22 protein-coding genes are annotated in these 21,960 nt (G+C 67.5%); 13 read left to right on the top strand and 9 right to left on the bottom strand.

The features are described from left to right. The first annotated feature begins 130 nt into the window (after positions 1-130). Both ACYVGY_RS05420 and ACYVGY_RS05415 read left to right on the top strand, forming a co-directional pair. Entirely contained in the window at positions 131-496 is a 366-nt protein-coding gene (locus ACYVGY_RS05420) for a PadR family transcriptional regulator (protein WP_460456449.1), read from the top strand. Further along, entirely contained in the window at positions 493-1,404 is a 912-nt protein-coding gene (locus ACYVGY_RS05415) for a sensor domain-containing protein (RefSeq protein WP_460456448.1), read from the top strand. The genes ACYVGY_RS05420 and ACYVGY_RS05415 overlap by 4 nt, the downstream gene beginning before the upstream one ends. A 42-nt stretch (positions 1,405-1,446) precedes the next feature. Here the strand turns inward: ACYVGY_RS05415 and ACYVGY_RS05410 are convergent, their stop codons facing one another. Further along, on the bottom strand, positions 1,447-1,839 hold the full coding sequence (locus ACYVGY_RS05410; RefSeq protein WP_460456447.1) for an MAPEG family protein: 393 nt from the start codon (positions 1,837-1,839) through the stop codon (positions 1,447-1,449). 100 nt (positions 1,840-1,939) lie between these two features. Between ACYVGY_RS05410 and ACYVGY_RS05405 the strand changes: the two genes are divergently transcribed. Both ACYVGY_RS05405 and ACYVGY_RS05400 read left to right on the top strand, forming a co-directional pair. Continuing rightward, the gene (locus ACYVGY_RS05405) at positions 1,940-3,241 is read left to right on the top strand and encodes an NADH:flavin oxidoreductase/NADH oxidase family protein (RefSeq protein WP_460456446.1); all 1,302 of its coding nucleotides are present in this window, start codon (positions 1,940-1,942) and stop codon (positions 3,239-3,241) included. Between the two features lie 8 nt (positions 3,242-3,249). Then, positions 3,250-3,834, top strand: coding sequence for a DUF1415 domain-containing protein (locus ACYVGY_RS05400; RefSeq protein WP_460456445.1), 585 nt, complete (start codon positions 3,250-3,252; stop codon positions 3,832-3,834). Here ACYVGY_RS05400 and ACYVGY_RS05395 read toward each other — a convergent pair. From ACYVGY_RS05395 to ACYVGY_RS05385, 3 genes are all read right to left on the bottom strand, one after another. After that, complete coding sequence (locus ACYVGY_RS05395; RefSeq protein WP_460456444.1) at positions 3,831-5,612, bottom strand: acyl-CoA dehydrogenase C-terminal domain-containing protein; 1,782 nt, start codon at positions 5,610-5,612, stop codon at positions 3,831-3,833. The genes ACYVGY_RS05400 and ACYVGY_RS05395 overlap by 4 nt on opposite strands. Positions 5,613-5,766: 154 nt before the next feature. Further along, the gene (locus ACYVGY_RS05390) at positions 5,767-8,136 is read right to left on the bottom strand and encodes a vWA domain-containing protein (protein WP_460456443.1); all 2,370 of its coding nucleotides are present in this window, start codon (positions 8,134-8,136) and stop codon (positions 5,767-5,769) included. A gap of 63 nt (positions 8,137-8,199) precedes the next feature. Further along, entirely contained in the window at positions 8,200-9,390 is a 1,191-nt protein-coding gene (locus tag ACYVGY_RS05385; protein ID WP_460456442.1) for a BaiN/RdsA family NAD(P)/FAD-dependent oxidoreductase, read from the bottom strand. A gap of 144 nt (positions 9,391-9,534) precedes the next feature. On the opposite strand from ACYVGY_RS05385, the gene ACYVGY_RS05380 reads away from it, so the two are divergent. Together ACYVGY_RS05380 and ACYVGY_RS05375 are read left to right on the top strand one after the other, a co-directional pair. Continuing rightward, positions 9,535-10,323, top strand: coding sequence for a DUF4349 domain-containing protein (locus ACYVGY_RS05380; protein WP_460456441.1), 789 nt, complete (start codon positions 9,535-9,537; stop codon positions 10,321-10,323). Between the two features lie 13 nt (positions 10,324-10,336). Continuing rightward, a complete protein-coding gene (locus ACYVGY_RS05375) occupies positions 10,337-11,002 on the top strand; it encodes a hypothetical protein (RefSeq protein ID WP_460456440.1) in 666 nt (221 codons plus the stop codon). A 53-nt stretch (positions 11,003-11,055) separates the two neighbouring features. Here ACYVGY_RS05375 and ACYVGY_RS05370 read toward each other — a convergent pair whose 3' ends face one another. Then, positions 11,056-12,954 carry a DEAD/DEAH box helicase gene (locus ACYVGY_RS05370; protein ID WP_460456439.1) on the bottom strand — a complete coding sequence of 633 codons (1,899 nt, stop codon included), beginning with the start codon at positions 12,952-12,954 and terminating at the stop codon, positions 11,056-11,058. 181 nt (positions 12,955-13,135) lie between these two features. Between ACYVGY_RS05370 and ACYVGY_RS05365 the strand changes: the two genes are divergently transcribed. Beyond that, positions 13,136-13,930 (top strand): M48 family metallopeptidase, encoded by a 795-nt coding sequence (locus tag ACYVGY_RS05365; protein ID WP_460456438.1) that lies wholly within the window; start codon positions 13,136-13,138, stop codon positions 13,928-13,930. Between the two features lie 33 nt (positions 13,931-13,963). Further along, complete coding sequence (locus tag ACYVGY_RS05360; RefSeq protein ID WP_460456437.1) at positions 13,964-14,383, top strand: CopD family protein; 420 nt, start codon at positions 13,964-13,966, stop codon at positions 14,381-14,383. A gap of 3 nt (positions 14,384-14,386) precedes the next feature. Here ACYVGY_RS05360 and ACYVGY_RS05355 read toward each other — a convergent pair whose 3' ends face one another. Further along, positions 14,387-15,457 (bottom strand): calcium/sodium antiporter, encoded by a 1,071-nt coding sequence (locus ACYVGY_RS05355; protein WP_460456436.1) that lies wholly within the window; start codon positions 15,455-15,457, stop codon positions 14,387-14,389. Between the two features lie 120 nt (positions 15,458-15,577). Between ACYVGY_RS05355 and ACYVGY_RS05350 the strand changes: the two genes are divergently transcribed. Together ACYVGY_RS05350 and yddG are read left to right on the top strand one after the other, a co-directional pair. Then, on the top strand, positions 15,578-16,855 hold the full coding sequence (locus ACYVGY_RS05350; RefSeq protein WP_460456435.1) for a dicarboxylate/amino acid:cation symporter: 1,278 nt from the start codon (positions 15,578-15,580) through the stop codon (positions 16,853-16,855). Next, the gene (yddG, locus tag ACYVGY_RS05345) at positions 16,852-17,736 is read left to right on the top strand and encodes an aromatic amino acid exporter YddG (protein WP_460456434.1); all 885 of its coding nucleotides are present in this window, start codon (positions 16,852-16,854) and stop codon (positions 17,734-17,736) included. Before ACYVGY_RS05350 ends, yddG begins: the two co-directional genes overlap by 4 nt. Here yddG and ACYVGY_RS05340 read toward each other — a convergent pair. Together ACYVGY_RS05340 and ACYVGY_RS05335 are read right to left on the bottom strand one after the other, a co-directional pair. After that, on the bottom strand, positions 17,690-18,082 hold the full coding sequence (locus ACYVGY_RS05340; RefSeq protein WP_460456433.1) for a hypothetical protein: 393 nt from the start codon (positions 18,080-18,082) through the stop codon (positions 17,690-17,692). The two genes, yddG and ACYVGY_RS05340, sit on opposite strands and share 47 nt — an antisense overlap. A gap of 94 nt (positions 18,083-18,176) precedes the next feature. Beyond that, the gene (locus tag ACYVGY_RS05335) at positions 18,177-19,490 is read right to left on the bottom strand and encodes a DEAD/DEAH box helicase (RefSeq protein WP_460456432.1); all 1,314 of its coding nucleotides are present in this window, start codon (positions 19,488-19,490) and stop codon (positions 18,177-18,179) included. Positions 19,491-19,913: 423 nt separating this feature from the next. Here ACYVGY_RS05335 and ACYVGY_RS05330 point away from each other — a divergent pair, with 423 nt between their 5' ends. Both ACYVGY_RS05330 and ACYVGY_RS05325 read left to right on the top strand, forming a co-directional pair. Then, positions 19,914-20,399: an acyl-CoA thioesterase gene (locus ACYVGY_RS05330; RefSeq protein ID WP_460456431.1), complete on the top strand. Its 486-nt coding sequence runs from the start codon at positions 19,914-19,916 to the stop codon at positions 20,397-20,399. After that, on the top strand, positions 20,396-20,776 hold the full coding sequence (locus tag ACYVGY_RS05325; RefSeq protein ID WP_460456430.1) for a YbaN family protein: 381 nt from the start codon (positions 20,396-20,398) through the stop codon (positions 20,774-20,776). The genes ACYVGY_RS05330 and ACYVGY_RS05325 overlap by 4 nt, the downstream gene beginning before the upstream one ends. Here the strand turns inward: ACYVGY_RS05325 and ACYVGY_RS05320 are convergent. After that, positions 20,773-21,345, bottom strand: a complete 573-nt coding sequence (locus ACYVGY_RS05320; protein WP_460456429.1) for a C40 family peptidase — start codon at positions 21,343-21,345, stop codon at positions 20,773-20,775. The two genes, ACYVGY_RS05325 and ACYVGY_RS05320, sit on opposite strands and share 4 nt — an antisense overlap. A gap of 37 nt (positions 21,346-21,382) precedes the next feature. Here ACYVGY_RS05320 and ACYVGY_RS05315 point away from each other — a divergent pair, with 37 nt between their 5' ends. After that, positions 21,383-21,862 (top strand): FKBP-type peptidyl-prolyl cis-trans isomerase, encoded by a 480-nt coding sequence (locus ACYVGY_RS05315; protein WP_460456428.1) that lies wholly within the window; start codon positions 21,383-21,385, stop codon positions 21,860-21,862. The last annotated feature ends 98 nt before the right edge of the window (positions 21,863-21,960 follow it).

Genomic DNA, 21,960 nt, shown 5'->3' with positions numbered 1-21,960 from the left:
TCCTTGGGTGCGGGGGACAGGCAAACACTACCACCCTGACTTCCGGCACTGCGCGCTACTTCATCGTCTGGGTAGTGTTGACTTAACGATACAGCTAAGAAGGCTGTACCGATCAGTCGAGGACAGGTCCATGGATGACACCGAGCCACACCTGAAGAAATTCCAGAAAGAACTCAGCGCCGGGACGGTTTCCCTCGTCCTGCTGGCAGTCCTGGGGCAGTCCAAGGACGCCCTGTATGGCTACCAGATTGCCAAGCGCCTGGAGCAGACCGGCGATCCGCTGTTGGGCGGCAAACAAAGCGGCCTGTACCCGGTGCTGCGCAACCTCAGCGCCGCCGGCCTGGCGGACAGCTATGTCGAGCCTTCGGTCAGCGGTCCGCCGCGCCGCTACTACCGCATCACCCCGCTGGGCCGGCGCGTGCTGGCTGAGTGGATATCGAGCTGGGACACCACCCGCCAATCCGTCGACGCCTTGCTGGAAGGAAATATGCGATGAACAACGCCACCCCGAAATCCATTCCCGAGTACCTCGATGAACTCCGGCGCGAACTGCGCGATGCCGATCCGGCCCTGGTGCAGGACGCGCTTTACGACGCCGAGGAATACCTGCGCTCGGAGTTGGCCGAGAACCCGGGCAGCGACGAAGCCCAGCTGCTCGCCAACATCACCGGCAGCTACGGCGCCCCGACCGAAGTCGCGGCGATCTATCGCGACACCGAAGTCCAGGTCGCCCAGGCGATGCGCACGCCGCCGCCGGCACCGCGCGCCAGCCTGGCGGGTCGCTTCTTCGGTGTAGCCGCGGATTCGCGGGCCTGGACCTCGCTCTTCTACATGCTGCTGTCGCTGGCCACCGGCATCGTCTACTTCACCGTCGTGGTGGCCGGGCTGAGCGCCGCGGCCGGCCTGGCGCTGCTGATCATCGGTATTCCGTTCGTGATTTTGCTCGTAGGCATCGTGCGATTGCTGTCGCTGGTGGAAGGGCGGCTGGTGGAGTCGATGCTGGGCGAACGCATGCCGCGCCGGCCGCTCTACGTCGGCCGGGGCCAGCCGCTGCTGGCGCGGATCGGGGCCATGTTCACCGATCCGCGGACCTGGTCAACGATGCTCTACATGGTGCTGATGATGCCGCTGGGCCTGGTTTACTTCACGGTAGCGATCGTGGGGCTGTCGCTGTCGGTGGGGCTGGTGGTCGGTGGCATCGCCGCCGTGCTTGACGCCATGGGCCTGGTGACGATCGCGGGCAGCCTGCAGATGGGGCCGTTCGGAGACTCTGTGCTCGGTGCGCCGTTGCTGATGCTGGTGGGCGTGCTGGGCCTGTTCGTAGTCCTGCATCTGGCGCGCGCTATCGGCAGGCTGCACGGCGGCCTGGCCAAGCACCTGCTGGTCAAGACGGCACAACACTGACCGGGTGATCCGCGGGCCGGCGGGGCCGGCCCGCGGGCAGGTTCAGGCCAGTACGAACGTCCAGGCAATCCCCCACAGAGCCTGTACCACCAGGCACAGCACGGCGACCATGCCGATCAGGAAGCCCGGGCCGCGGTTGCCGGCCGGGTTGGAGTAGGACACGGCGTACCAGATACGCCCGACCAGCCAGACGGCACCGAACACCGCGCTCAACCACGCCACCCCGAAGGCCGCCGCCGTCCAGAGCGACGGCAGGAACATCAGCACGGACTCCTGGGTGTTCATCTGGACCCGAAAAGCGCGCTCGAAGCCCTCGTGCCCGGTGGTGGCCGGCGCTTTGATGCCGTACTTGCCGCGGGCGCGCCCGACCACGAAAGCGGTGCCGAACATAAGCGCAACGGTGAGGATGGTGATCAGGGCGATGTAGGCATTCATTCGAGGCGAATTCCGTCGTGGAGGTGGCAGCCACTGTACCGGCTCGGCCGGGTATTGCGGGCTGCGCTATCTTGGTGCGTCCCGAAGAAGAGTCCCGCCCATGAGCGACCCCCTGGCCCAGCCGCTGACGTTGCCCTGCGGCGCAGTGATTCCGAACCGCCTGTGCAAGGCGGCGATGACCGAAGGGCTGGGCGACGCGCAGCTCCGGGCCAGCGAGCGTCACGTGCGGCTCTACCGCGCCTGGAGCGAAGGCGGCGCCGGCCTGCACGTCACCGGCAACGTGATGATCGACAGGCATGTAATCGAGCGTCCCGGCAACGTGGCCATCGATACCTCGCATCCGCCCAGCGTCGACGGCGAGGCGAGGGCGCGGCTCAAGGCCTGGGCCGCGGCCGGCACGGTCGGCGGCAACGGGCTGTGGATGCAGATATCGCATGCGGGGCGGCAGTCGCCGCGCTATGCCACGCGCCAGCCGGTCGGGCCGTCGGCCGTGCAGCTGGAGTTGCTGGGCAACTACGCCAAGCCCCGGGCGCTGCGCGAGGACGAGATCCTGGACCTGATTCAGCGCTTCGCCGCCGTGGCCGTGATCGCGCGCGAAACCGGCTTCACCGGCGTGCAGGTGCACGGTGCGCACGGTTACCTGCTGAGCAGCTTCCTGTCGCCGGTCACCAACCGCCGCACCGACGCCTGGGGCGGTTCACTCGAGAATCGCGCGCGCTTCCTGGTCGAGGCCGTGCGCGCGGTGCGCAAGGCGGTCGGGGCGGATTTCCCGGTATCGGTGAAGCTCAATTCCGACGACTTCCGCAAGGGCGGCTTCAGCCACGCCGACTGTCTTGGCGTGGTGGGGCTGCTCAACGACACGGGCCTGGACTTGCTGGAAATCTCCGGCGGCAACTACGAGCAGCCGCGCCTGCTGGGCATGTCGGGACGCGAGGACGATGCCGTCGAGGTGCGCCACAGCACCCGGGTGCGCGAAGCGTATTTCCTGGAATATGCGACGGCGATCCGCAAGGTCGCAACGATGCCGATGATGGTGACCGGAGGCTTCCGCACCCGTGCCGGCATGGAGGCCGCGCTGGCCAGCGGCGATACCGACCTGATCGGGCTGGGGCGACCGTTCTGTACCCATCCTGACGTGGCGCGGCGCCTGCTGGCGCGTGAGATAGACGAACTGCCTGCCTTCGAACGACAGCTGCACCTGCGGCCACGCGGGCTGCTGTCGCCGGCCAGTCCCTGGCTCCTGCCGAAAATGATCAACGTGCTCGGCGCCCAGGGCTGGTACTACCAGCAGATGGACCGGCTGGCGGATGGCCGCGCACCGGACCTCGGACGTGGCATGCTGCGTTCGTTCGCGCGCTACTGGTGGAACGACCTGGGCAAAGCCGCCAGGCTCAAGCGATAGGAGGCGGTATGCATACCCACGATCCCATGCGCGGTGACGAGCCGCTGTCCGATGAAACCGTGCTGGCCGCCACGCAGGAATGGCTGGAGAAGGCCGTCATCGGCCTGAACCTATGCCCGTTCGCAAAAGCCGTGCACGTGAAGCGGCAGATCCGCTACGTCGTCAGCCAGGCGCAGACCGAAGAGGCATTGATCGAGGACCTGCTGCACGAGCTGCAGCTGCTGGCCTCGGCCGATCCCGCCGACATCGAGACCACGCTGCTGGTGCATCCCAAGGTCTTGGGCGACTTCCTCGACTACAACGATTTCCTCGACATCGCCGACGCCGCCGTGGACGAGCTCGAGCTTGACGGCGTACTGCAGGTGGCCAGCTTCCACCCGCAGTACCAGTTTGCCGACAGCGATGCCGATGACATGGGTAATTTCAGCAACCGTGCGCCGTATCCGACCCTGCATCTGCTACGCGAGGAGAGCGTGGACAAGGCCGTCGCGGCGTTCCCGGAAGCTGACCGGATCTTCGAGGCCAATATTGAAACCCTGCATGCGCTGGGTCCGGCCGGCTGGTGTCGCCTGTTCCCGGACCGGACGCGTTAGAAGTCTTCGGCTGCGGTAGCCATCAGGGTCGCCGCCCCCGCACGTGCCGCGCGCAGCTGGTGTGCGGTTTCGGGCAGCAGCCAGGCGAAATAGAAACGCGCGGTGGCCAGCTTGGTCGCGTAGAAGCCGCTGTCCTGTTTGTCCAGGGCCACCTGAGCCATCCGCGCCCACAGCCACGCATACGTCAGGTGGCCCATGATGCGCAGGTAGGGCACCGACGCCGCGCCGACTTCATCCGGGTTGGACTGCGCGCGGGCGCCGATGTCCTGGGTCAGCGTGACCGTTTCGGCCAGCAGTTTTGCCAGCGGGGCACTGAACTCCGCCATGTCGGCGCGCCCGGCGTTCTCCTTCAGGAAAGACTGGATAAGAGCGGCAAAACGACCGAACTTCTTGCCGCCGTCCATCAGCACCTTGCGGCCCAAAAGATCTAGCGCCTGGATGCCGTTGGTGCCCTCGTAGATCATGTTGATGCGTGAGTCGCGAACGAACTGGTCCATGCCCCACTCGGTGATGTAGCCGTGACCGCCGTAGACCTGCTGGCATAGCGTGGTGGTTTCCCAGGCGTTGTCGGTGATGAAAGCCTTGACCACCGGTGTCAGCAGCGCCATCAGCTCGTCCGCCTCCTCACGCACGGCCGGATCGGGATGCGCGTGCTCGCGGTCGATCAACAGCGCCGTCCACGTGGTGAATGCGCGACCGGCCTCGGTGTAGGCGCGGCTGGTGAGCAGCATGCGGCGCACGTCCGGGTGCACGATGATCGGATCGGCGGCCTTCGCCGGCGCCGCGGCCCCGGTGGGCGCCCGGCCCTGGAGGCGGTCCTTGGCATAGGCAACGGCATTCTGGTGCGCGGCCTCGGCCTGGCCCAACGACTGCATGCCCACGCCCAGGCGCGCGGAGTTCATCATCACGAACATCGCCGCCAGGCCCTTGTTCGGCTCGCCGATCAGCCAGCCGCGGGCAGCGTCGAGGTTCATCACGCAGGTGGCGTTGCCGTGGATGCCCATCTTGTGTTCGATCGAGCCGGCCCGGATGGTGTTGCGCTCGCCCACGGCGCCATTGGCGTCGGGGATGAACTTGGGCACCAGGAACAGCGAGATGCCCTTGGTGCCAGCCGGCGCATCGGGCAGGCGGGCCAACACCAGGTGCAGGATGTTCGGCGCCAGGTCGTGTTCGCCGGCGCTGATGAAGATCTTGGTGCCGGTCAAGGTGAAGCCACCGTCCGGGTGCACTTCGGCCTTGGTCTTGAGGATGCCCAGATCGGTGCCGCAGTGCGGCTCGGTCAGGCACATGGTGCCGGTCCATTCACCCGAGACGATCTTGGTGAGGTAAACCTGCTTCTGCTCGTCGGTACCAAAGGCGTGCAGGCACTCGTAGGCGCTGTGCGACAGGCCGGGATACATCAACCAGGCCTGGTTGGCCGAGTTCCACATTTCGTACAGGCGGTTGTTGACGATCGCCGGCAGCCCCTGGCCGCCGAAGTCCGGATCGCAGCTTACCGACGGCCAGCCCGCCTCGATGAACTGGGCATACGCGTCCTTGAAGCCGGGCGGTGCGGTGACGACGCCGTCGCCGTGCCAGGTACAGCCTTCGCGATCGCCGACCTGGTTGAGCGGCTGGATGACCTGACTGGCGAACTTCGCACCCTCTTCGAGGACGGCGTCGATGGTTTCGACGTCGAGTTCGGCATAGCGGGGCAGGGCCTTGAGTTCTTCCTGGACCTTGAGCAGTTCAAACAGCACAAAGCGCATGTCGCGCAGCGGGGCGGCGTAATGGGGCATGTGGGGTCTCGGCGTGTGGAGGCTGATACGCACCATACTTGTGCGTATGTGATGCCGAAGTATGCCCGAAAACGACCGCCGCGGGCCACGCGCGGGGAGGCCGGAGCCTGGTCGGCAAGCACCGACCAGGCCTTATGCGTCCCCGGGAACGGCCTTATTCGACCGTGAGCGGCTGCGTGTGCAGCAGGATCCGGTCTTGGCCGTTCCAGTAGCGCAGCGCGTATTCGCCCGGAACCTTGGGCAGCGTCAGGCTGACCTGGCGCTGTTCGTAGGTCGGCTGGCTCTGCACGCGCCCGCTGGTCACGACTTCGCCGCGTCCGGCCTGGGCACGCGGATTCCAGACCTGCACCTCGTCATAGGCCGCGCCAGGCCCGGTCCAGGTGACCACCAGTGCGGTGCCGGCGCCGGCGCGAGCCGGGGCATCCAGGCCAACGGGAACCGCCGTGACGGCCAGCGGCTGCTCGTGCAGCAGCACGCGGCTGGTGCCATTCCAGTAACGAAGCAGATAGTCGCCCGGCGTGGCCGGCGCGGTCATCGTCACCTGGCGCTGGTCGTAGCCTTTGTCACTTTGCACACGCTGGGTGTCGAGCGAGGCGCCACGTCCGGCCTGGGCGCGCGGGTTCCACACCTGCACTTCGTCGTAGGCTGCGCCCGGACCGGTCCAGGTGACGCTGAAAACGGAGGCCATGGGCACCGAGGCGGGGGCATCCAGCGCCACGTCGATGGCGGCCACCTGCAGCGGGACGGTCGCCAGCAGCTTCCTGCTGTCGCCATTGTAGTAGCGCAGCTCGTAGTCGCCCGGTGTGGCTGGCGCGGTCATCGTTACCTGGCGCTGGTCGAAGCCTTCGTCACTTTGCACGCGCTGGGTGTCGAGCGTCGCGCCGCGTCCTGCTTCGGCACGAGGGTTCCACACCTGCACTTCGTCATAGGCCGCACCCGGACCCGTCCAGGTGACGCTGAAATCGGAGGCCATGGGCACCGAAGCGGGGGCATCCAAGGCTACTTCGACTTCGACCACCAGCAGCGGGACCGTTGCCAGCACCTTGCGGTTGTCGCCGTTGTAGTAACGCAGCTCGTAGTCCCCCGGCGTAGCCGGCGCGGTCAGGCTGACCTGGCGCTGGTCGAAGCCTTCGTCACTTTGCACGCGCTGGGTGTCGAGCGTCGCGCCGCGTCCTGCTTCGGCACGAGGGTTCCACACCTGCACTTCGTCGTAGGCCGCACCCGGACCCGTCCAAGTGACGGTGAAGCTGGATGCCATGTCCACCTGCTCCGGTGCCTCCAGCATCACTTCGGCATCGACGACCTTGAGCGCAACGGTGGCCAGCACCGCGCTATTGTCGCCGTTGTAGTACTGCAGTTCGTAGTCGCCCGGCACCGCCGGTGCGTTCAGGCTGACCTGCCGCTGCTCGAAGCCGGGCGCACTCTGCACGCGCTGGCCGTCCACGACCCCGCCGCGGCCGGCGTTGTCTCGCCGGTTCCAGATCCGCACGTCGTCGTACTGCTCGCCCGGACCGGTCCAGGTGACGTCAAAGCGACTGGCGATGCTCACTTCGGCCGGAGCATCGAGCGTAACCTCCGCCTCGATGACGGTGATCGGACGGGTGGCGATAACCTTGGCCTGGGCGCCGTGGTAGTAGCGCAGCACGTAGTCACCGGGCTTCGCCGGAGCGACCAGTTCCACCTGCTTTTGCTCGAAGCGCTCGTCGGAAGGGATGCGCGCGCTGTCTATGACCTGATCACTGCCAGCGCGTCCTTTCGGGTCGAATATCTGCACGTCGTCGTACTGTTCCGCGGGGCCGGTCCAGGTGACGAGGAAGCGCGAGGACATCGGCACGCTCTCGGGCGCCTCGAGCGTGGCCTCCGGCACGACGACCGCCGGCGGGGCTTCGACCACGGTTTCGTTCAGTGCGGCAGCCAGGGAGTCTGCGTCATTGGCGGCGATGTAGCGGCCGCCGGTGTTCTCGGCCAGGCAGGCGACCTGCTTGCCTTCTTCGGCGCTGAGCCCGAAGCCCACCACGTGCGCGGTGAAGTCCACGCCGGACGCCTCAAGCTCCCTGCCGAGCGCGCAAGGGTCGGCCTTGCAGGTTTCGAGGCCGTCGGTGATCAGGATCACGGTGGCTTTTTGCTCAGTGGAGCGAAGCTCGCTCGCGGCCTGGGCGACCGCAGCCGATAGCGGGGTCATGCCCATGAATTTCATGCTTGCCGCGGCGGCGGCGATGTCGGCACCGCTGCCGGCTGCTACTGGCACGACCAGCTCGATGTCGTCGCAGTTGCCCTTTTCACGGTGGCCGTAGGCGATCAGGCCCAGCTCCATGTTCGCGGGCATGTCCTTGAGCACCGTGGCCAGCGTGTCGCGGGCGATCTGCAGCTTGGGCTTGCCGTCAATCTGCCCCCACATCGAGCCGGAGGCGTCCAGCACGATGATGGCCTGCTCCCGGGCCGGCGCCTGGGCATGTGCAAGGCCAGTGGCCAGGCAAAGCAGGGCGAGCGCGGATGTAGCGGTGCGGCGCGGGTATCGGGACATGCGGTAGCTCCTGGGGTAGGGGGTCTGCAAGGTTCAACGCGAAAACCGACCAGATCTCGCCATTCAGGCGACGCTGCCTGCCGCATGGCCGCTGGCCCAGGCCCACTGGAAGTTGTAGCCGCCGAGCCAGCCGGTGACGTCGAGCACCTCCCCGACGAAGAAAAGCCCCGGAACGCGCTGCGACTCCATCGTGGATGAAGAAACGCCGCGGGTGTCCACGCCGCCCAGGGTGACTTCGGCGGTGCGATAGCCTTCGGTGCCGCTGGCGACGATGGGCCAGTGGGCCAGTTGGCGCGCCATGTCCGGCAGCTGCCGATGGGTGTATTGGCGCATCGGCCGGTTTTCGAACCAGACCTCGCACAGGCGCTGGGCGAAGCGTTGCGGGAACACTTCGCCCAGCACCGTCTTGAGCTCGGCCGCAGGCTTGGCGGCCTGGCGTTCAAGCAGCCAGGCTTCGATGTCGCGTCCCGGCAGCAGGTCCAGCAGCAATTCCTTGCCAGGCTCCCAGTACGAAGACACCTGCAGGATGCTGGGGCCGCTCAGCCCCCGGTGGGTGATGAGCATGGCGTTGCGGAACCGGGCGTCGCCGCAGCTTGCTTCCACCGGCACCGCCACGCCCGCGAGCTCGGCATAGTGCGCCTGGTGCTTTCCACTCAACGTCAACGGCACCAAGCCGGCGCGCGTGGGCAGCACTTCGTGGCCGAACTGGCGGGCCAGCGTATAGCCGAAGCCGGTGGCGCCCATGCTGGGAATCGAAAGGCCGCCGGTGGCGACCACGACAGATTCCGCACGGAAAACACCCTGCGTGGTGGCCACGATGAAGCCGCCTTCGTCGCCAGCCGCGATGGACTCCACCGAGCACGAGACATCCACCCGGACGCCGGCCTGCGCACATTCGGCCAGCAGCATCGCCACGATCTGCTTCGACGAGTCGTCGCAGAACAGCTGGCCAAGTTCCTTTTCGTGCCAGGCAATGCCGTGCGCGTCCACCATCGCGATGAACTGTTCGGGCCGGTATCGCGCCAGCGCCGACTTGCAGAAATGCGGATTGGCCGACAGGAAGTTCGCCGGCGTGGTGCCGGTATTGGTGAAATTGCAGCGACCGCCGCCTGACATCAGGATCTTCTTGCCGCAGCGGTTGGCGTGCTCGATCACGCGCACGCGCCGCCCCCGGCGTCCGGCCGTGAGCGCGCAGTAAAGGCCCGCGGCGCCGCCGCCGATCACCAGCACGTCGATGGCAGCAGGTGATGTCACGGGGCGCCTTGGTCGAAGGATGCGCGGAGCGGAGTCATGTGCCGGCAATAATAGCCGCGCCGGGTCCCGGACCGTCAGCAAGTCGGCTAATCTGGCGCAACTTACTTGCAACAGGGGCCTGGCATGCGGCGGATCAGTACGTGGATGAGTGCGATGCTGTTGGCGACCGTCGTCACTGGCTGTGCCGACCAGTCGTCGCAGGAGTCGGCAATGGCCCCCGCATCGGTGGCGGCCGATGGCCTGGTCGGACAGGCCAATGCGCCTGGCAATTTCCTGGCCTATGCCCACGAGGCCAGCGTGCGCATGTCCGCCGGCGACATCGCCGGGCGCGTGGCTGAGGTGCGAACGGCCTGCATGGCGGCGCGCTACGGCACGTGTACCGTGCTGGGCGAGCAGCAGAGCAGCGGCCAGTGGCCGGGCGGCCTGCTGCAGATGCGCGCCGAGCCCAAGGCTGTGGAGCCATTGGTGGCCATGGCCGCCGAGGGCGGAGAGCTGGCCCAGCGCAGTACCCAGGCCGAGGACCTCGCCGACGCCGTTCGCGACAACGGACTGCGGCAGCAGCGGCTGCGCATCCAGCACGAGCGCCTGAGTGAATTCCTGTCGCGACGCGATATCAAGGCCGAAGACCTGATCGCGCTTAGCAACCAGCTGGCCCAGATCGAAGCCGAGCTGCAGGCGTCCGAGCAGGAGGCCGCGCAGCAGCAGCGGCGCCTGCGCACGAACCTGCTGACGCTGCGCTTCGAGTCGTCGCAAGTGACGGCGGCAAGCTCGGACGTGGGCGAGGCGCTGCGCAGCTCACTGTCGGTGCTCGACGCCAGCGTCGCCGTGCTGGTGACGGTAGTGGTAGCGGTGCTGCCGTTCGCGGTGTTGCTGCTGGTGATGGGCTGGGCAGTCCGCGCGCTGCTGCGCCGTCGCCGCCGGTCCGTGGGCTGAGAAGGAGTATTACGTGGCTGCCAAGAAGATTCTGACCGGTTGTCTGGTCGTGGTGCTGGTGTTGGTGGTGGGCCTGGGCCTGGCCTGGTGGTTCGTGCTGCGGCCGATGTGGCAGGCCGGCGTCGAGGGCGCCACGGCCTGGGTCAGCGCCGTGGACCTGGGCGATGACATCGTCAATCGCGCTCCGTTCGAAGCGCCCGACGATGGCCGCATGAGCCAGGCGCAGGTGGATGACTTCGTAAAGGTGCAGTCGGTGGTGGCGCGTGAGCTGGGGCCTGACCTGGCGGTGCTGGCACAGCGCACCCAGGCGGCCGCCGAAGAGCGCTCTTCCGGCGCCGCGGAAACCTCGCTGGCCGACGTGGGCACGGCCTACCGCGAGCTGTCCGGCCTGCTGTCGCGCCTGCGTGCAGCCCAGGCCAAGGGCGTCAACGAAGTGGGCATGTCGCGCGACGAATATGCCTGGGTACGCCGTCAGTCACTGGTCGCGATGCGCCAACTGGTGGACCTGGAGTCCATGCCGGGCCTGCCCGGCATACCCGGGCTGCCGGGTGGGCTGCCGCTGCCGGGTGCCGGCGGCCAGGATGATGCGGCGGCCAAGCACAATGCCGCCCTGCTGCGCCCGCACCTGCCGCTGCTGCAGAAGACGCTGGGCCCGGCGACCGTGATCCCCGGGGCCTGAAACGCGAAACGCCCGGCGATGCCGGGCGTTTGCTTTGATCCGCCTGCGCGGGCTCAGTCGTTCGACGGGCCCTTGCGGTGCGGCTTCTTGAAGGCCGGCTTGTCGCCGCCGAACTTGCGCGGACCAAACTCCTTCTTGCCGCCGGCGAAGGGCTTCTTGCCGAAGCCCGGCTTGCCTGCCGACTTGCCGGCCGTATCCGGCGTCTCGCCGTCGCGGGTGATGCGCAGCTGCTGGCCGGCGCACCAGACCGTCTTGAGGTGGGTCATCACGTCGCCCGGCATGCCGTCGGGCAGGTCGAGCAGGGTGTGGTCCTCGAAGATCTCGATGCGGCCGATGTGCTTGGCGTCCAGCCCGGCCTCGTTGGCGATGGCGCCGACGATGTTGCCCGGCTTCACGCCATGGTCGTAGCCGACTTCGATGCGGAAGGTGGCCTTGCCCTCGTCGGGCGTACGCGGCTCGCGCTGCTTCTTGGCGAAGGCCGGGCGCTCCGGGCGCTCGGCACGCGCCGGCCGCTCGCCGCGCTCGGGCTTGTCGAAGCGCGAGGGACGGGCAAATTTGTCGGTCGCCGCCGCCACGTCGCGATCAAAGGCGCGCTTCTTGGCTTCGAACTTGGGCGGCTCCATCAACAGCGGCACGTCGCCACGGGCCATCTTGGCCAGGGCGGCGGCGATCTCGATGGCCGGGATGTTCTTCTCGCGCTCGAAGTCTTCGATCAGCTTGCGGAATTCGACCAGCTCGCCGGCGGCGAGCGTATCGCTGATCTGCTGCTTGAACTTGGATTTGCGCACGTCGTTGACGTCGGCGACGGTCGGCAGCTCCATCGGCGTGATCGGCTGCCGGGTGGCGCGCTCGATCGCGCGCAGCAGGTTCCTTTCGCGCGGAGCGATGAACAGGATCGCCTCGCCGCTGCGGCCGGCGCGGCCGGTGCGGCCAATGCGGTGCACGTAGCTTTCGGTGTCGTGCGGCACGTCGTAGTTGAGCACGTGGCTGATGCGCTCGACGTCGAGGCCGCGGGCGGCCACGTCGGTGGCCACCAGGATGTCGATCTTGCCGTCCTTGAGCTGCTGGATCGTGCGCTCGCGCTGGGCCTGGACCACGTCACCGTTGATGGCGGCGGCCGCAAAGCCCCTTGCCTGCAGCTTCTCGGCCAGTTCGTCGGTGGCGAGCTTGGTGCGCGCGAAAACGATCATCGCGTCGAAGGGCTCGGCCTCGAGGATCCGGGTGAGCGCGTCGAGCTTGTGCATGCCGCTGACTTCCCAGCTGCGCTGGCGGATGTTGTCGGCGGTGCGGGTCTTGGCCTCGATGGTCACTTCCACCGGGTCCTTGAGATAGGTCTGGGCGATGCGGCGAATCGCGTGCGGCATGGTCGCCGAGAACAGCGCGGTCTGGCGAACGGCCGGCATCTTCTTGAGGATCGCCTCGACGTCGTCGATGAAGCCCATGCGCAGCATTTCGTCGGCTTCGTCCAGCACCAGGTTCTTGAGCAGGGACAGATCGAGCGAGCCCTTCTCAAGATGATCGATGATGCGGCCGGGGGTGCCCACCACGACGTGCACGCCGCGGCGCAGCGCCTGCAGCTGCGGGCCGTAGCTCTGGCCACCGTAGATCGGCAGCACGTGGAAGCCCGGCATGTGGGTGGCGTAGCGCTGGAATGCCTCGGCGACCTGGATGCCCAGCTCGCGGGTGGGCGCCAGCACCAGGGCCTGGGGCTTGGTCTGCGACAGGTCGATCTGGGAAAGGATCGGCAGCGCGAACGCGGCGGTCTTGCCGGTGCCGGTCTGGGCCTGGCCCAGCACGTCGCGGCCGCCCAGCAGGTGCGGGATGGTCGCGGCCTGGATCGGGGAGGGCGTCTCGTAGCCGAGCTCGCCCAGTACCTTGATCAGGGGCTCGCTGAGGGCGAGTTCGCGGAATTGCATCGGCGCGCTGGGCGCCTCGGTCGTCTGGGCGGTCATGGGGAGTCCGTAGGTCTGGGTCCGATTGCATCGGGAAGACTTCGCATACCGGCACACCACGGACACGAAGAAGGCGCGAGATTATACCTTAGCGGCGCTTCAGGCACCTGAACCGCAACTGGCTTGCGGCTTCGGGGCGATGCGCCAATGATGGGCCCCGGTCTGACCATTGGAGAGCCCCATGCGCCTGCGTCCAGCGAAACTCGCTGCCCTGCTGACCCTCGGCCTCGCCGCGGCCTGCACTACGACCCCCACGGGCCGGTCCCAGCTGATCCTGGTCAGCGATGCCGACATGGACCGCATGGGCACGACCGCCTTCACCCAGATCAAGTCCAGCGGCAAGGTCGCGCGCGACGCGTCCGCGTCCCGCTACGTGAACTGCGTGGCCCGGGCCCTCATCGCCCAGTTGCCCGAACCGGCGCGCAGCCAGTCGTGGGAAGTGGTGCTGATAGACGATGCCAGCGCCAATGCCTTCGCCCTGCCGGGCGGCAAGATCGGTGTGCATACCGGGCTGCTCAAGGTCGCTGCCAACCAGGATCAGCTGGCGTCCGTGATCGGCCATGAGCTGGGCCACGTCACGTCCCGCCATGCGGCCGAGCGCGTGTCCAACCAGTTCGCTACCGACACCGCGCTGCAGGTGCTCAATACCGCCACCGGCGGCGAGCGCCAGCAGCTGATGGGCCTGCTCGGGCTCGGCGCCCAGGCCGGTATCGCACTGCCGTTTTCGCGCCAGCATGAGAGCGAAGCCGACGTGCTCGGCCAGCGCTACATGGCCAGCGCCGGTTTCGACCCGCGCGCCGCCGCTGCGCTATGGGAGAACATGGCCAAGCAGGCCGGCAGCGGTCGCGCGCCGGCCTGGCTGTCCACCCATCCCGACCCGGCACGCCGCATCCAGACGCTGGCTGCTGCGGCGCCGGGCCTGATGCCGGTCTACGAACAGGCGCGCAGCGCCGGTCGTCGCCCGGCCTGCCGCTGACCCTTCCACTGATCAAGACGAGACAAAGCACCCATGGCCTACCTTTGGACCAAACTGTTCCACCTGCTGTTCGTCATCGCCTGGATGGCGACGGTGTTCTACCTGCCGCGCATTCTGGTGAACCTGGCTGAAGCCGGCGCCGAGCCCGCTGTACGTGCGCGACTGGCGCTGATGGGCCGCCGCCTGTATCGCTTCGGCCACGTGATGTTCGGTATCGCGCTGCTGCTGGGGCTGACGCTGTGGATGCACTTCGGCATCGCCGGCGGCTGGATGCACGCCAAGCTGACCTTGGTCGGCCTGATGCTGGCGCATTTCATCGTGACCGGACGCTGGATCAAGCGCGCCGCCACCGGTGCGCCACTGCCGTCGCCGACGACGCTGCGTTGGTTCAATGAAGTGCCCTTGGTGCTGCTGGTGCCGATCCTGTGGCTGGTTTACTTCAAACCGTTCTGAGGCTCAGGCGCGACGCTGCCGGTGCAGCTCGCGCCAGACCACGGCCACCAGGGTGATCGCCGTCAGCGGGATCACCACCGAGCCCATCACGAAGCTGTATTCATCCAGCGCGTCGTGGGCCTGGGCGTAGAGCACCAGATAGGTCGCATAGGCGATGTAGTAGGCCAGGAACACCGCGCCCTCCCAGCGGGCGATCAGGTGCCCGGTGAACAGCACCGGCAGACAGGCCACCGCGACGGCGATCATCACCGGAAGGTCGAACGCCAGCAGCGAGGCCGGCACGATCAGGCCGCCATCGGCCACCATCGAACTGATGCCCAGCACGGCCACCAGATTGAAGATGCAGCTGCCGAGCACGTTGCCGACCGCGATTTCGCGCTCGCCGCGCAGGGCGGCGATGACCGAGGTGGCGATCTCCGGCAGCGAGGTGCCGAAGGACACGATGGTCAGGCCGATGACCAACGGGCTGACGCCCAGCAGGGTGGCAAACACCGTGGCGGCATCCACCAGCCACTGCGATCCGAGCACCAGCATGGCCAGGCCGACGGCCACCAGCAGCAGCTGCACTGGGAGTTTTGACAGCAGTCCGGGCGCCGTCGGCAGCAGGTCGTCGACGACTTCGGCGGCCGGTGCACGCTTGCCCTGGAAGTAGAGCAGCAGGGTGTAGCCCACCATCAGCCCCACCAGCACGGCGCCCTCGGCGAAGGAAAGCCGCAGGTCCAGTGCCATGGCGCCGACCAGGAGGCTGAGCCCGATCAGGATGGGGACTTCCTGCCGGATCAGCTGGCGGTCCACCACCAGCGGCGCCAGCAGCGCCGAGATGCCCAGCACGAAGAGCACGTTGAGGATGTTGCTGCCGACCACGTTGCCCAGTGCGATGTCGGTCTGGCCGTCCAGCGCGCCCTTCACCGAGACCGCCAGTTCCGGCGCGCTGGTACCGAAGGCCACCACGGTCAGGCCCACGACCAGAGGCGCAATGCCCAGCGACAGGGACAGGCGGGACGCGCCGCGAACAAGCATGTCGGCGCCAACGATCAGAAGGGCCAGGCCAGCGAGAAACAGGATCAGGGTCATGAAGGGCTCCAGGGCAGGTCGACATTATCGCCCGCAACACTGCGTTTCCAATCATGAAGCGATGGAATGCCCCGGGGCGGCCTCACTATATCGTTCATCAACGATTTCACTGGTACCACGATGTCACTGGTTTCCCGCTGGTTCCGCATTCCCTTCTGGCAGCGCGTGCTCGCCGGCTTCGTGCTGGGCGCCCTGGCCGGTTGGGCCCTGGGCGAGCAGGCGGCGACCTGGTTCCAGCCCCTCGGCACCCTGTATGTCACCCTGATCAAGATGATCGCGACGCCGCTGGTGTTCTTCGCGGTCATCCATGCCGTCGCCAGCCTGCATGGGCAGCAGTCGGTGGCGGCCCTGGGCGGGCGCACCTTCGCCTGGTTCGCGGTCACGGCCGCCCTGGCGGTGGGCGTGGCGCTGGCCGTGGGCGGGGTGATGCAGCCGGGCCTGGGTCTGGGCGAGCTGGCTGTCGCCGAAACCTATGTGGAAAAAGTGGTGCCGGGCCCGGTCGCCGTGCTGCTGGACGTGGTGCCCGCCAATCCGTTCACTGCGCTGGCGGACGGCAAGATCCTGCAGGTGATCTTCTTCGCCGGCCTGGTCGGTTTCGCGCTGGTGAAGCTGGGCGAGAAAACCGCGCGCCTGCGTGTTCTGGCCGGTGAGGCGAGCGAGGTGATGATCCAGGTCACCCGCTTCGTGCTCGAGGTCACCCCGATTGGCACCTTCGGCCTGATCGCGGCGCTGGTGGGCAGCTACGGTTTTGAGCGCCTGCTGCCGCTGGGCGGATTCGTGCTGGCGTTGTACCTGGCCTGCGCGCTGCATATCGTTTTCGTCTATGGCGGCCTACTGCTGGCGCATGGGCTGAACCCGCTGCGCTTCCTGCGCGGTGCGCTGCCGGCGATGCAGGTCGCCTTCGTAGCATCGTCGAGTTTCGCGGCGCTGCCGGCCTCGCTGCGCGCGGCGACCCACGCGCTCGGCGTGAAGCAGGGATACGCCGCGTTCGCCGTGCCCTTGGGCGCCAGCATCAAGATGGACGGCTGTGGCGCGATCTTCCCGACCCTGACGGCGATGTTCGTGGCGCAGTATTTCGGCATCGAACTCAGCGGCTCGCAGTACTTCGTGATCCTGCTCGCGTCGGTGCTCGGCAGTTTCGGCACCGCCGGCGTGCCCGGCACCGCGATGGTGATGGCCACGGTGGTGCTCAGTTCGGCCGGCCTGCCGCTGGAAGGCATCGGCTACCTGGTCGCCATCGACCGCGTGCTCGACATGATGCGGACCATGACCAATGTGACCGGTCAGATCCTGGTGCCGGTGCTGGTGGCCAAGGAAACGGGCCTGCTCGATCAGGCCATCTACGATTCGGCCACCGGTGATGTCGGACTGGGCGACACGGAGTTGCGCGCCATATGACGCCGGGGCGCGCCACCCTCGCGGGCTTCGCGGCGGTGCTGCTGTGGTCTTCGCTGGCCGTGCTCACCGGCGCGACCGGTGGCATCCCGCCGTTCCAGCTGCTGGCGATGGGCTTCGGCGTCGCCGGGCTGGCCGGCTGCGCATTTTTGCTGCGGCCGGGTGGCCCGGGCCTGGCCGCCCTGCGCCAGCCGGTGGCTGCCGGCGCGCTCGGTATCGCGGCGCTGTTCGGCTACCACGGTCTCTACTTCATCGCCCTGAAAAATGCGCCTGCGGTGGAAGCCAACCTGATCAACTACCTCTGGCCACTGTTGATCGTGGTGTTTGCCGCGGGCTTGGGCGGTCACCGGATTCGACCCGGCCAGTGGCTCGGCACGCTGCTGGGGCTGGCCGCGGCGGTGCTGCTGGTGACTCGCGGGGGCCGGGTTCTGGTCGATCCCGCACATGTTCCCGGCTACGCCGCGGCCTTGGGCGCAGCGCTGGTGTGGTCGCTGTATTCAGTGCTCAATCGGCGCTTCGAGACAGTACCCAGCGCGGCCATGGCGGGTTCGTGTCTGGTCGTTGCCGGGCTGGGTGCCATGGCGCACGCGGCCTTCGAAACTACGGTTTGGCCGACCCCAGGCCAGGCGGCGCTGGTACTGCTGATCGGCCTGGGGCCGACCGGCATTGCCTTCTGGCTCTGGGACATCGGCACCAAGCGCGGCGACATCGCCGTGCTCGGCACGCTGTCCTACGCTGCGCCGGTGCTCTCTACTTTTCTGCTGTTGGTCTTCGGCCAGGCGCGACCGCACTGGACGCAGGCGATCGCGGTGGCGCTGCTGTTGCTCGGCGCCTGGCTCAGCGTGCGATCCGCCAGGCCAGCAAGGCAACCGGCAGGGGAATAAGCAGGCCGGCCACCACCATCCACATCGGATGCGGGATCAGGAGCAGGTTCATGGCCACCATTGCCAGCATCACCACGCCGATAACGATGGCGACGCCGGGTTTGTGGCCCAGGCTGATGGTCGTCGCCGTAAACGCACCCAGGAAGGTGCCGAAGGCATAGGCAATCAGCACCATGCCCAGCGCCATCGCCGGCATCTGCGAAACCAGCGTAGCCAAGGCTACGGGGTCACTCGGATCCAGCCCGGCCGGCGGCGGGTATAGCGAGTGCCCCAGCCACTGGACGGCCGCGACCGTGATGCCCATGACCAGGATGCCGATCAGTACCGCCAGGATGCTTCGCAACATGTTCGGAGTTCCTTTGCGTGGACGATCGGAAGAGTCTGCCTGAAAAAAAGGGCCGCACGAGGCGGCCCTTTTTCTGTGTGATGCGGAACGGTGATCAGCGCGCGGAGCGGGACTCGCCACCCCGGCCGCGGGCGCCGTCGCGCGGGCTCTTCGGCCCGGCGTGCGCGTGGCGCTCGCCGTTGTTCACGTGCGGGCGGCGCGCGTGGCGCTGCGGCGGACGCTGGCCGCCGGCCGGACGGCCCGAGGGCGCATCGTTGCCCATGCGGATCGGACGTTGCGGCGAGTAGCCTTCGACTTCCACCATTTCGATGTCGGCCTTGAGCACGCGCTGGATGGCGCGCAGCAGGCCGCCTTCGTCGTGCGAGACCAGCGAGATCGCTTCACCCGAGGCGCCGGCGCGGCCGGTGCGGCCGATGCGGTGCACGTAGTCTTCCGCGACCATCGGCAGGTCGAAGTTGATGACCATCGGCAGCAGCGGGATGTCGAGGCCGCGGGCGGCGACGTCGGTGGCGACCAGCACGCGGGCCTTGCCGGACTTGAAGTCCTTCAGGGCCTTGAGGCGCTGGGCCTGGCTCTTGTTGCCGTGGATGGCCACCGAGTTGATGCCGGCCTTGTCCAGCTGCTCCGACAGGCGGTTGCAGCCGTGCTTGGTGCGACCGAACACGAGCACCTGGTCCTGGTAGCGCTTGGACAGGATCTCGAGCAGCAGGTCGCGCTTACGGCTCGCGTCCACCGGGTGCACGATATGGGTGACGTTGGTGGCGACCGCGTTGCGGACCGAAACCTGCACTTCCTTCGGATCGCGCAGGAACTCCATCGCCAGCTTCTTGATCGCGTCCTCGAAGGTCGCGGAGAAGAGCAGGGTCTGGCGGCGCGACGGGATCTTTGCCATCACGCGCTTGATCGCGGGCAGGAAGCCCATGTCGAGCATGCGGTCGGCTTCGTCCAGCACCAGGATTTCGACGTGCGAGAGGTCCACGCTGCGGCGCTCGAGATGGTCGAGCAGGCGGCCCGGGGTGGCGACCAGGATGTCGACGCCGCGACGCAGCGCGTCGATCTGCGGCTGCATGCCAGCGCCACCGTAGACGGTGGTGCTGTTGAGGCGAAGGTGCTTGCCGTAGGCGCGCAGGCTGTCGTGCACCTGCACGGCCAGTTCGCGGGTCGGGGTCAGCACCAGCGCGCGCGGCTTGCGCGGGCCAGACACCGGGCCGGCCTGGGCCAGGCGGTGCAGCAGGGGCAGCGAGAACGCCGCGGTCTTGCCGGTACCGGTCTGGGCGCCGCCCATCAGGTCGTGGCCGGCCATGACCAGCGGGATCGCTTCGGCCTGGATCGGGGTCGGGTTGGCGTAGCCGAGTTCGGCGAGCGCACGGTTAAGCTCGGGCGCAAGCCCAAGGGTTTCAAAAGACATGATGGTGCTCCGATTGATGTAACCCGGAGCGTTCCCTGAAACCGCGCTGCGAGCTGGTGAATCTGGTTTTACGGCAGGGACCAAGGCGGTCCTGACGGGTTTGCGCAGCGAAAGGCGTGCGGAGTGGGGCCAGACGCAGGGTGAGCGGACTCGGGACCTGGGTGGCGGGCATACCGGGGGAAAACGGTCAGCCGTGCAGCAAACTCAGCGGATGCTACGCGAAACCGCCGGATCAGGCCAGCGCCGGTGAACGCCCTGTTCATCCTGTGGAAGGGACTTCAGTCCCGAGGCTTGTCGGCGAAAGCATCGGGACTGAAGTCCCTCCCACAGGGGATGCTTGAGCAATGAGGGGGTGTTTGGGCAGCGAATCCCGGGGGGATAGAATCAGCGCAGCGCCGGATTCGGTGACCATGGAGACCCTGCATGAGCGGCGAACAGCGCGAGCTGACTTTTCGATTCCTGGCCGAGCCGACCGACGTCAACTACGGCGGCAAAGTGCACGGCGGCGTGGTGATGAAGTGGATCGACCAGGTGGGCTATGCCGCCGCGGTGGGTTGGAGCGGTCTCTACAGCGTCACGGTCGCGGTCGGCGGCATTCGCTTTGTCACGCCCATCCGCACCTCGGACCTGGTCACGGTGACGGCGAAGCTGGTTTACACCGGCACCAGCAGCATGCATTTCGCCGTGGACGTACGCGCCCGGGATCCGATGCGGGACGGCGGCGACCGCCTGTGCACGCACTGCGTGATCGTGTTCGTGGCCCTGGACGGCGTCGAGGGCAAGCCGGCCAGCGTGCCGGCCTGGCAACCCACCGATCCGGACGACCAGCGCCTGGCCGAGTACGCGCTCAAGGTCATGGCCCTGAGCAAGGACATCGAACAGGCCGTGGCGGGACTGCGCGGGGAATGAGTCTCGGCCACCGCGCCCGGCGCTGGCTGTGGTTGCTGCTGGCCTATCTCATGCTGGGCCTGGGCATCATTGGCGTATTCCTGCCTGGTCTGCCGACCACCCCTTTCGTACTGCTGGCGGCCTACGCCGCGGCCCGCGGCTCAGACCGGCTGCACGCCTGGATGCTGGGGCACCGGCTCTACGGCCCGATGATCCGTGACTGGCAGGCCACCGGCTCGGTCAGCCGCCGCGCCAAGCAGTGGGCGATCGGCAGCATGCTTGTCTGCACCCCGATCTTCTTCCTGACGGCACCCAAGTGGTGGATGGCGGCGATAGGCGCCGGGATCATGACGATCGTCGGCGTCTGGCTTTGGCTTCGGCCGGAGCCCGCGCCCTAGTCGAGGATCCGCCGAGCGCCGTCGTAGTGGCGGCCCCAGTAGGGGCCGTCGAGGCGATCGAGGCGTACCGTGCCGCCGGTGCTGGGCGCATGCACGAAGCGGCCCTCGCCGACGTAGATGCCGACGTGGAAAGTGGGTTGGCCAAACAGAACCAGGTCGCCGGGCGCCAGGCGGTCGCGCGCGGGCTTGCCAGCGCTGACTTTGGCGATCTCGCGGGTGGTCCGGGGCAGGTTGAGTTGGGCGGCGTCGCGAAACACGAAGCCGACCAGTCCGCTGCAGTCGAAACCGCCGGCCGGCGTGTTGCCGCCCCAGCGGTAGGGCGTGCCGACCAGGCCAAGCGCGCGCATCAGCACGTTATTAGCGCGCATCGGGTCAGCCGGGGCAACGTCCACCACGCGGATGGAAGGGCCGGGTTTTGCCGGTCCCGAGGTACGCGAAGGGGCGGACGAGCAGGCGGCCAGCATCAGCGCCAGCAGCAGGGAGATTGCCAGCCGGACGCGGGGAACTGGCGTCGGGCGGGGGTGGCCGGGATAATGCGCGCTCGCTGTCACGGGCCGAGTGTGCCCCATCCCGCCGGTCGCGTCACCGGCCCAACCCGGAATCAAAATGAAGATCGAGAAGAACCGCGTCGTCCGTTTCCATTACACCGTGTCCGAAGTCGGCCAGCCGCCGGCCGAAACCTCCACGGATCGTGAGCCGCTGGCCGTGCTGATCGGCGCTGGCAATATCATCCCCGGCCTCGAGGCCGCGATGATCGACCACGCCGCCGGCGACCAGTTCGAAACCACCGTCACCTCCGACCAGGCCTACGGCGAGCGCCGCGATGGCTTCGTGCAGCGCGTCCCGAAGAAGCATTTCCGTGAAACCCGCCTGCAGCCGGGCCAGCAGGTCCTGCTGGGCACCAACAGTGGCCCGCGTGCGGTCACCGTGGTCAAGGTTGGCGCCACCGTCGTGGACGTTGACCTCAACCATCCCATGGCCGGCAAGACCTTGGTATTCCAAGTCGAAATCGTCGATGTGCGCGAGGCGGAGCAGGTTGAGATCGACCATGGCCACGTCCACGGCGACGGCGGCGTGCAGCACTGAAGCCAGCGCGTCGGTAGCGCCTGCGGGGCCCGCTTCGGCGGGCCTCGTTCGTTTTGGGTGGCTTGCGGTCGCGGCAGTCGGGCCGGATGATCGCGACA

Source organism: Arenimonas alkanexedens, assembly GCF_054781355.1.
Note: the sequence above shows the minus strand (reverse complement) of the source record. Positions and strands in the feature narration are given on the sequence as shown.

Bases quoted from the DNA above. Each gene is read 5' to 3' on its own strand.
- ACYVGY_RS05320 (WP_460456429.1), bottom strand. From the start codon at position 21,345: ATGGGGCACACTCGGCCCGTGACAGCGAGCGCGCATTATCCCGGCCAC.
- ACYVGY_RS05380 (WP_460456441.1), top strand. From the start codon at position 9,535: ATGAGTGCGATGCTGTTGGCGACCGTCGTCACTGGCTGTGCCGACCAG.
- ACYVGY_RS05355 (WP_460456436.1), bottom strand. From the start codon at position 15,457: ATGACCCTGATCCTGTTTCTCGCTGGCCTGGCCCTTCTGATCGTTGGC.
- ACYVGY_RS05390 (WP_460456443.1), bottom strand. From the start codon at position 8,136: ATGTCCCGATACCCGCGCCGCACCGCTACATCCGCGCTCGCCCTGCTT.
- ACYVGY_RS05360 (WP_460456437.1), top strand. From the start codon at position 13,964: ATGGCCTACCTTTGGACCAAACTGTTCCACCTGCTGTTCGTCATCGCC.
- ACYVGY_RS05350 (WP_460456435.1), top strand. From the start codon at position 15,578: ATGTCACTGGTTTCCCGCTGGTTCCGCATTCCCTTCTGGCAGCGCGTG.
- ACYVGY_RS05400 (WP_460456445.1), top strand. From the start codon at position 3,250: ATGCATACCCACGATCCCATGCGCGGTGACGAGCCGCTGTCCGATGAA.
- ACYVGY_RS05315 (WP_460456428.1), top strand. From the start codon at position 21,383: ATGAAGATCGAGAAGAACCGCGTCGTCCGTTTCCATTACACCGTGTCC.
- ACYVGY_RS05340 (WP_460456433.1), bottom strand. From the start codon at position 18,082: ATGTTGCGAAGCATCCTGGCGGTACTGATCGGCATCCTGGTCATGGGC.
- ACYVGY_RS05405 (WP_460456446.1), top strand. From the start codon at position 1,940: ATGAGCGACCCCCTGGCCCAGCCGCTGACGTTGCCCTGCGGCGCAGTG.
- ACYVGY_RS05335 (WP_460456432.1), bottom strand. From the start codon at position 19,490: ATGTCTTTTGAAACCCTTGGGCTTGCGCCCGAGCTTAACCGTGCGCTC.
- ACYVGY_RS05325 (WP_460456430.1), top strand. From the start codon at position 20,396: ATGAGTCTCGGCCACCGCGCCCGGCGCTGGCTGTGGTTGCTGCTGGCC.
- ACYVGY_RS05420 (WP_460456449.1), top strand. From the start codon at position 131: ATGGATGACACCGAGCCACACCTGAAGAAATTCCAGAAAGAACTCAGC.
- ACYVGY_RS05365 (WP_460456438.1), top strand. From the start codon at position 13,136: ATGCGCCTGCGTCCAGCGAAACTCGCTGCCCTGCTGACCCTCGGCCTC.
- ACYVGY_RS05415 (WP_460456448.1), top strand. From the start codon at position 493: ATGAACAACGCCACCCCGAAATCCATTCCCGAGTACCTCGATGAACTC.
- ACYVGY_RS05330 (WP_460456431.1), top strand. From the start codon at position 19,914: ATGAGCGGCGAACAGCGCGAGCTGACTTTTCGATTCCTGGCCGAGCCG.
- yddG (WP_460456434.1), top strand. From the start codon at position 16,852: ATGACGCCGGGGCGCGCCACCCTCGCGGGCTTCGCGGCGGTGCTGCTG.
- ACYVGY_RS05370 (WP_460456439.1), bottom strand. From the start codon at position 12,954: ATGACCGCCCAGACGACCGAGGCGCCCAGCGCGCCGATGCAATTCCGC.
- ACYVGY_RS05410 (WP_460456447.1), bottom strand. From the start codon at position 1,839: ATGAATGCCTACATCGCCCTGATCACCATCCTCACCGTTGCGCTTATG.
- ACYVGY_RS05395 (WP_460456444.1), bottom strand. From the start codon at position 5,612: ATGCCCCATTACGCCGCCCCGCTGCGCGACATGCGCTTTGTGCTGTTT.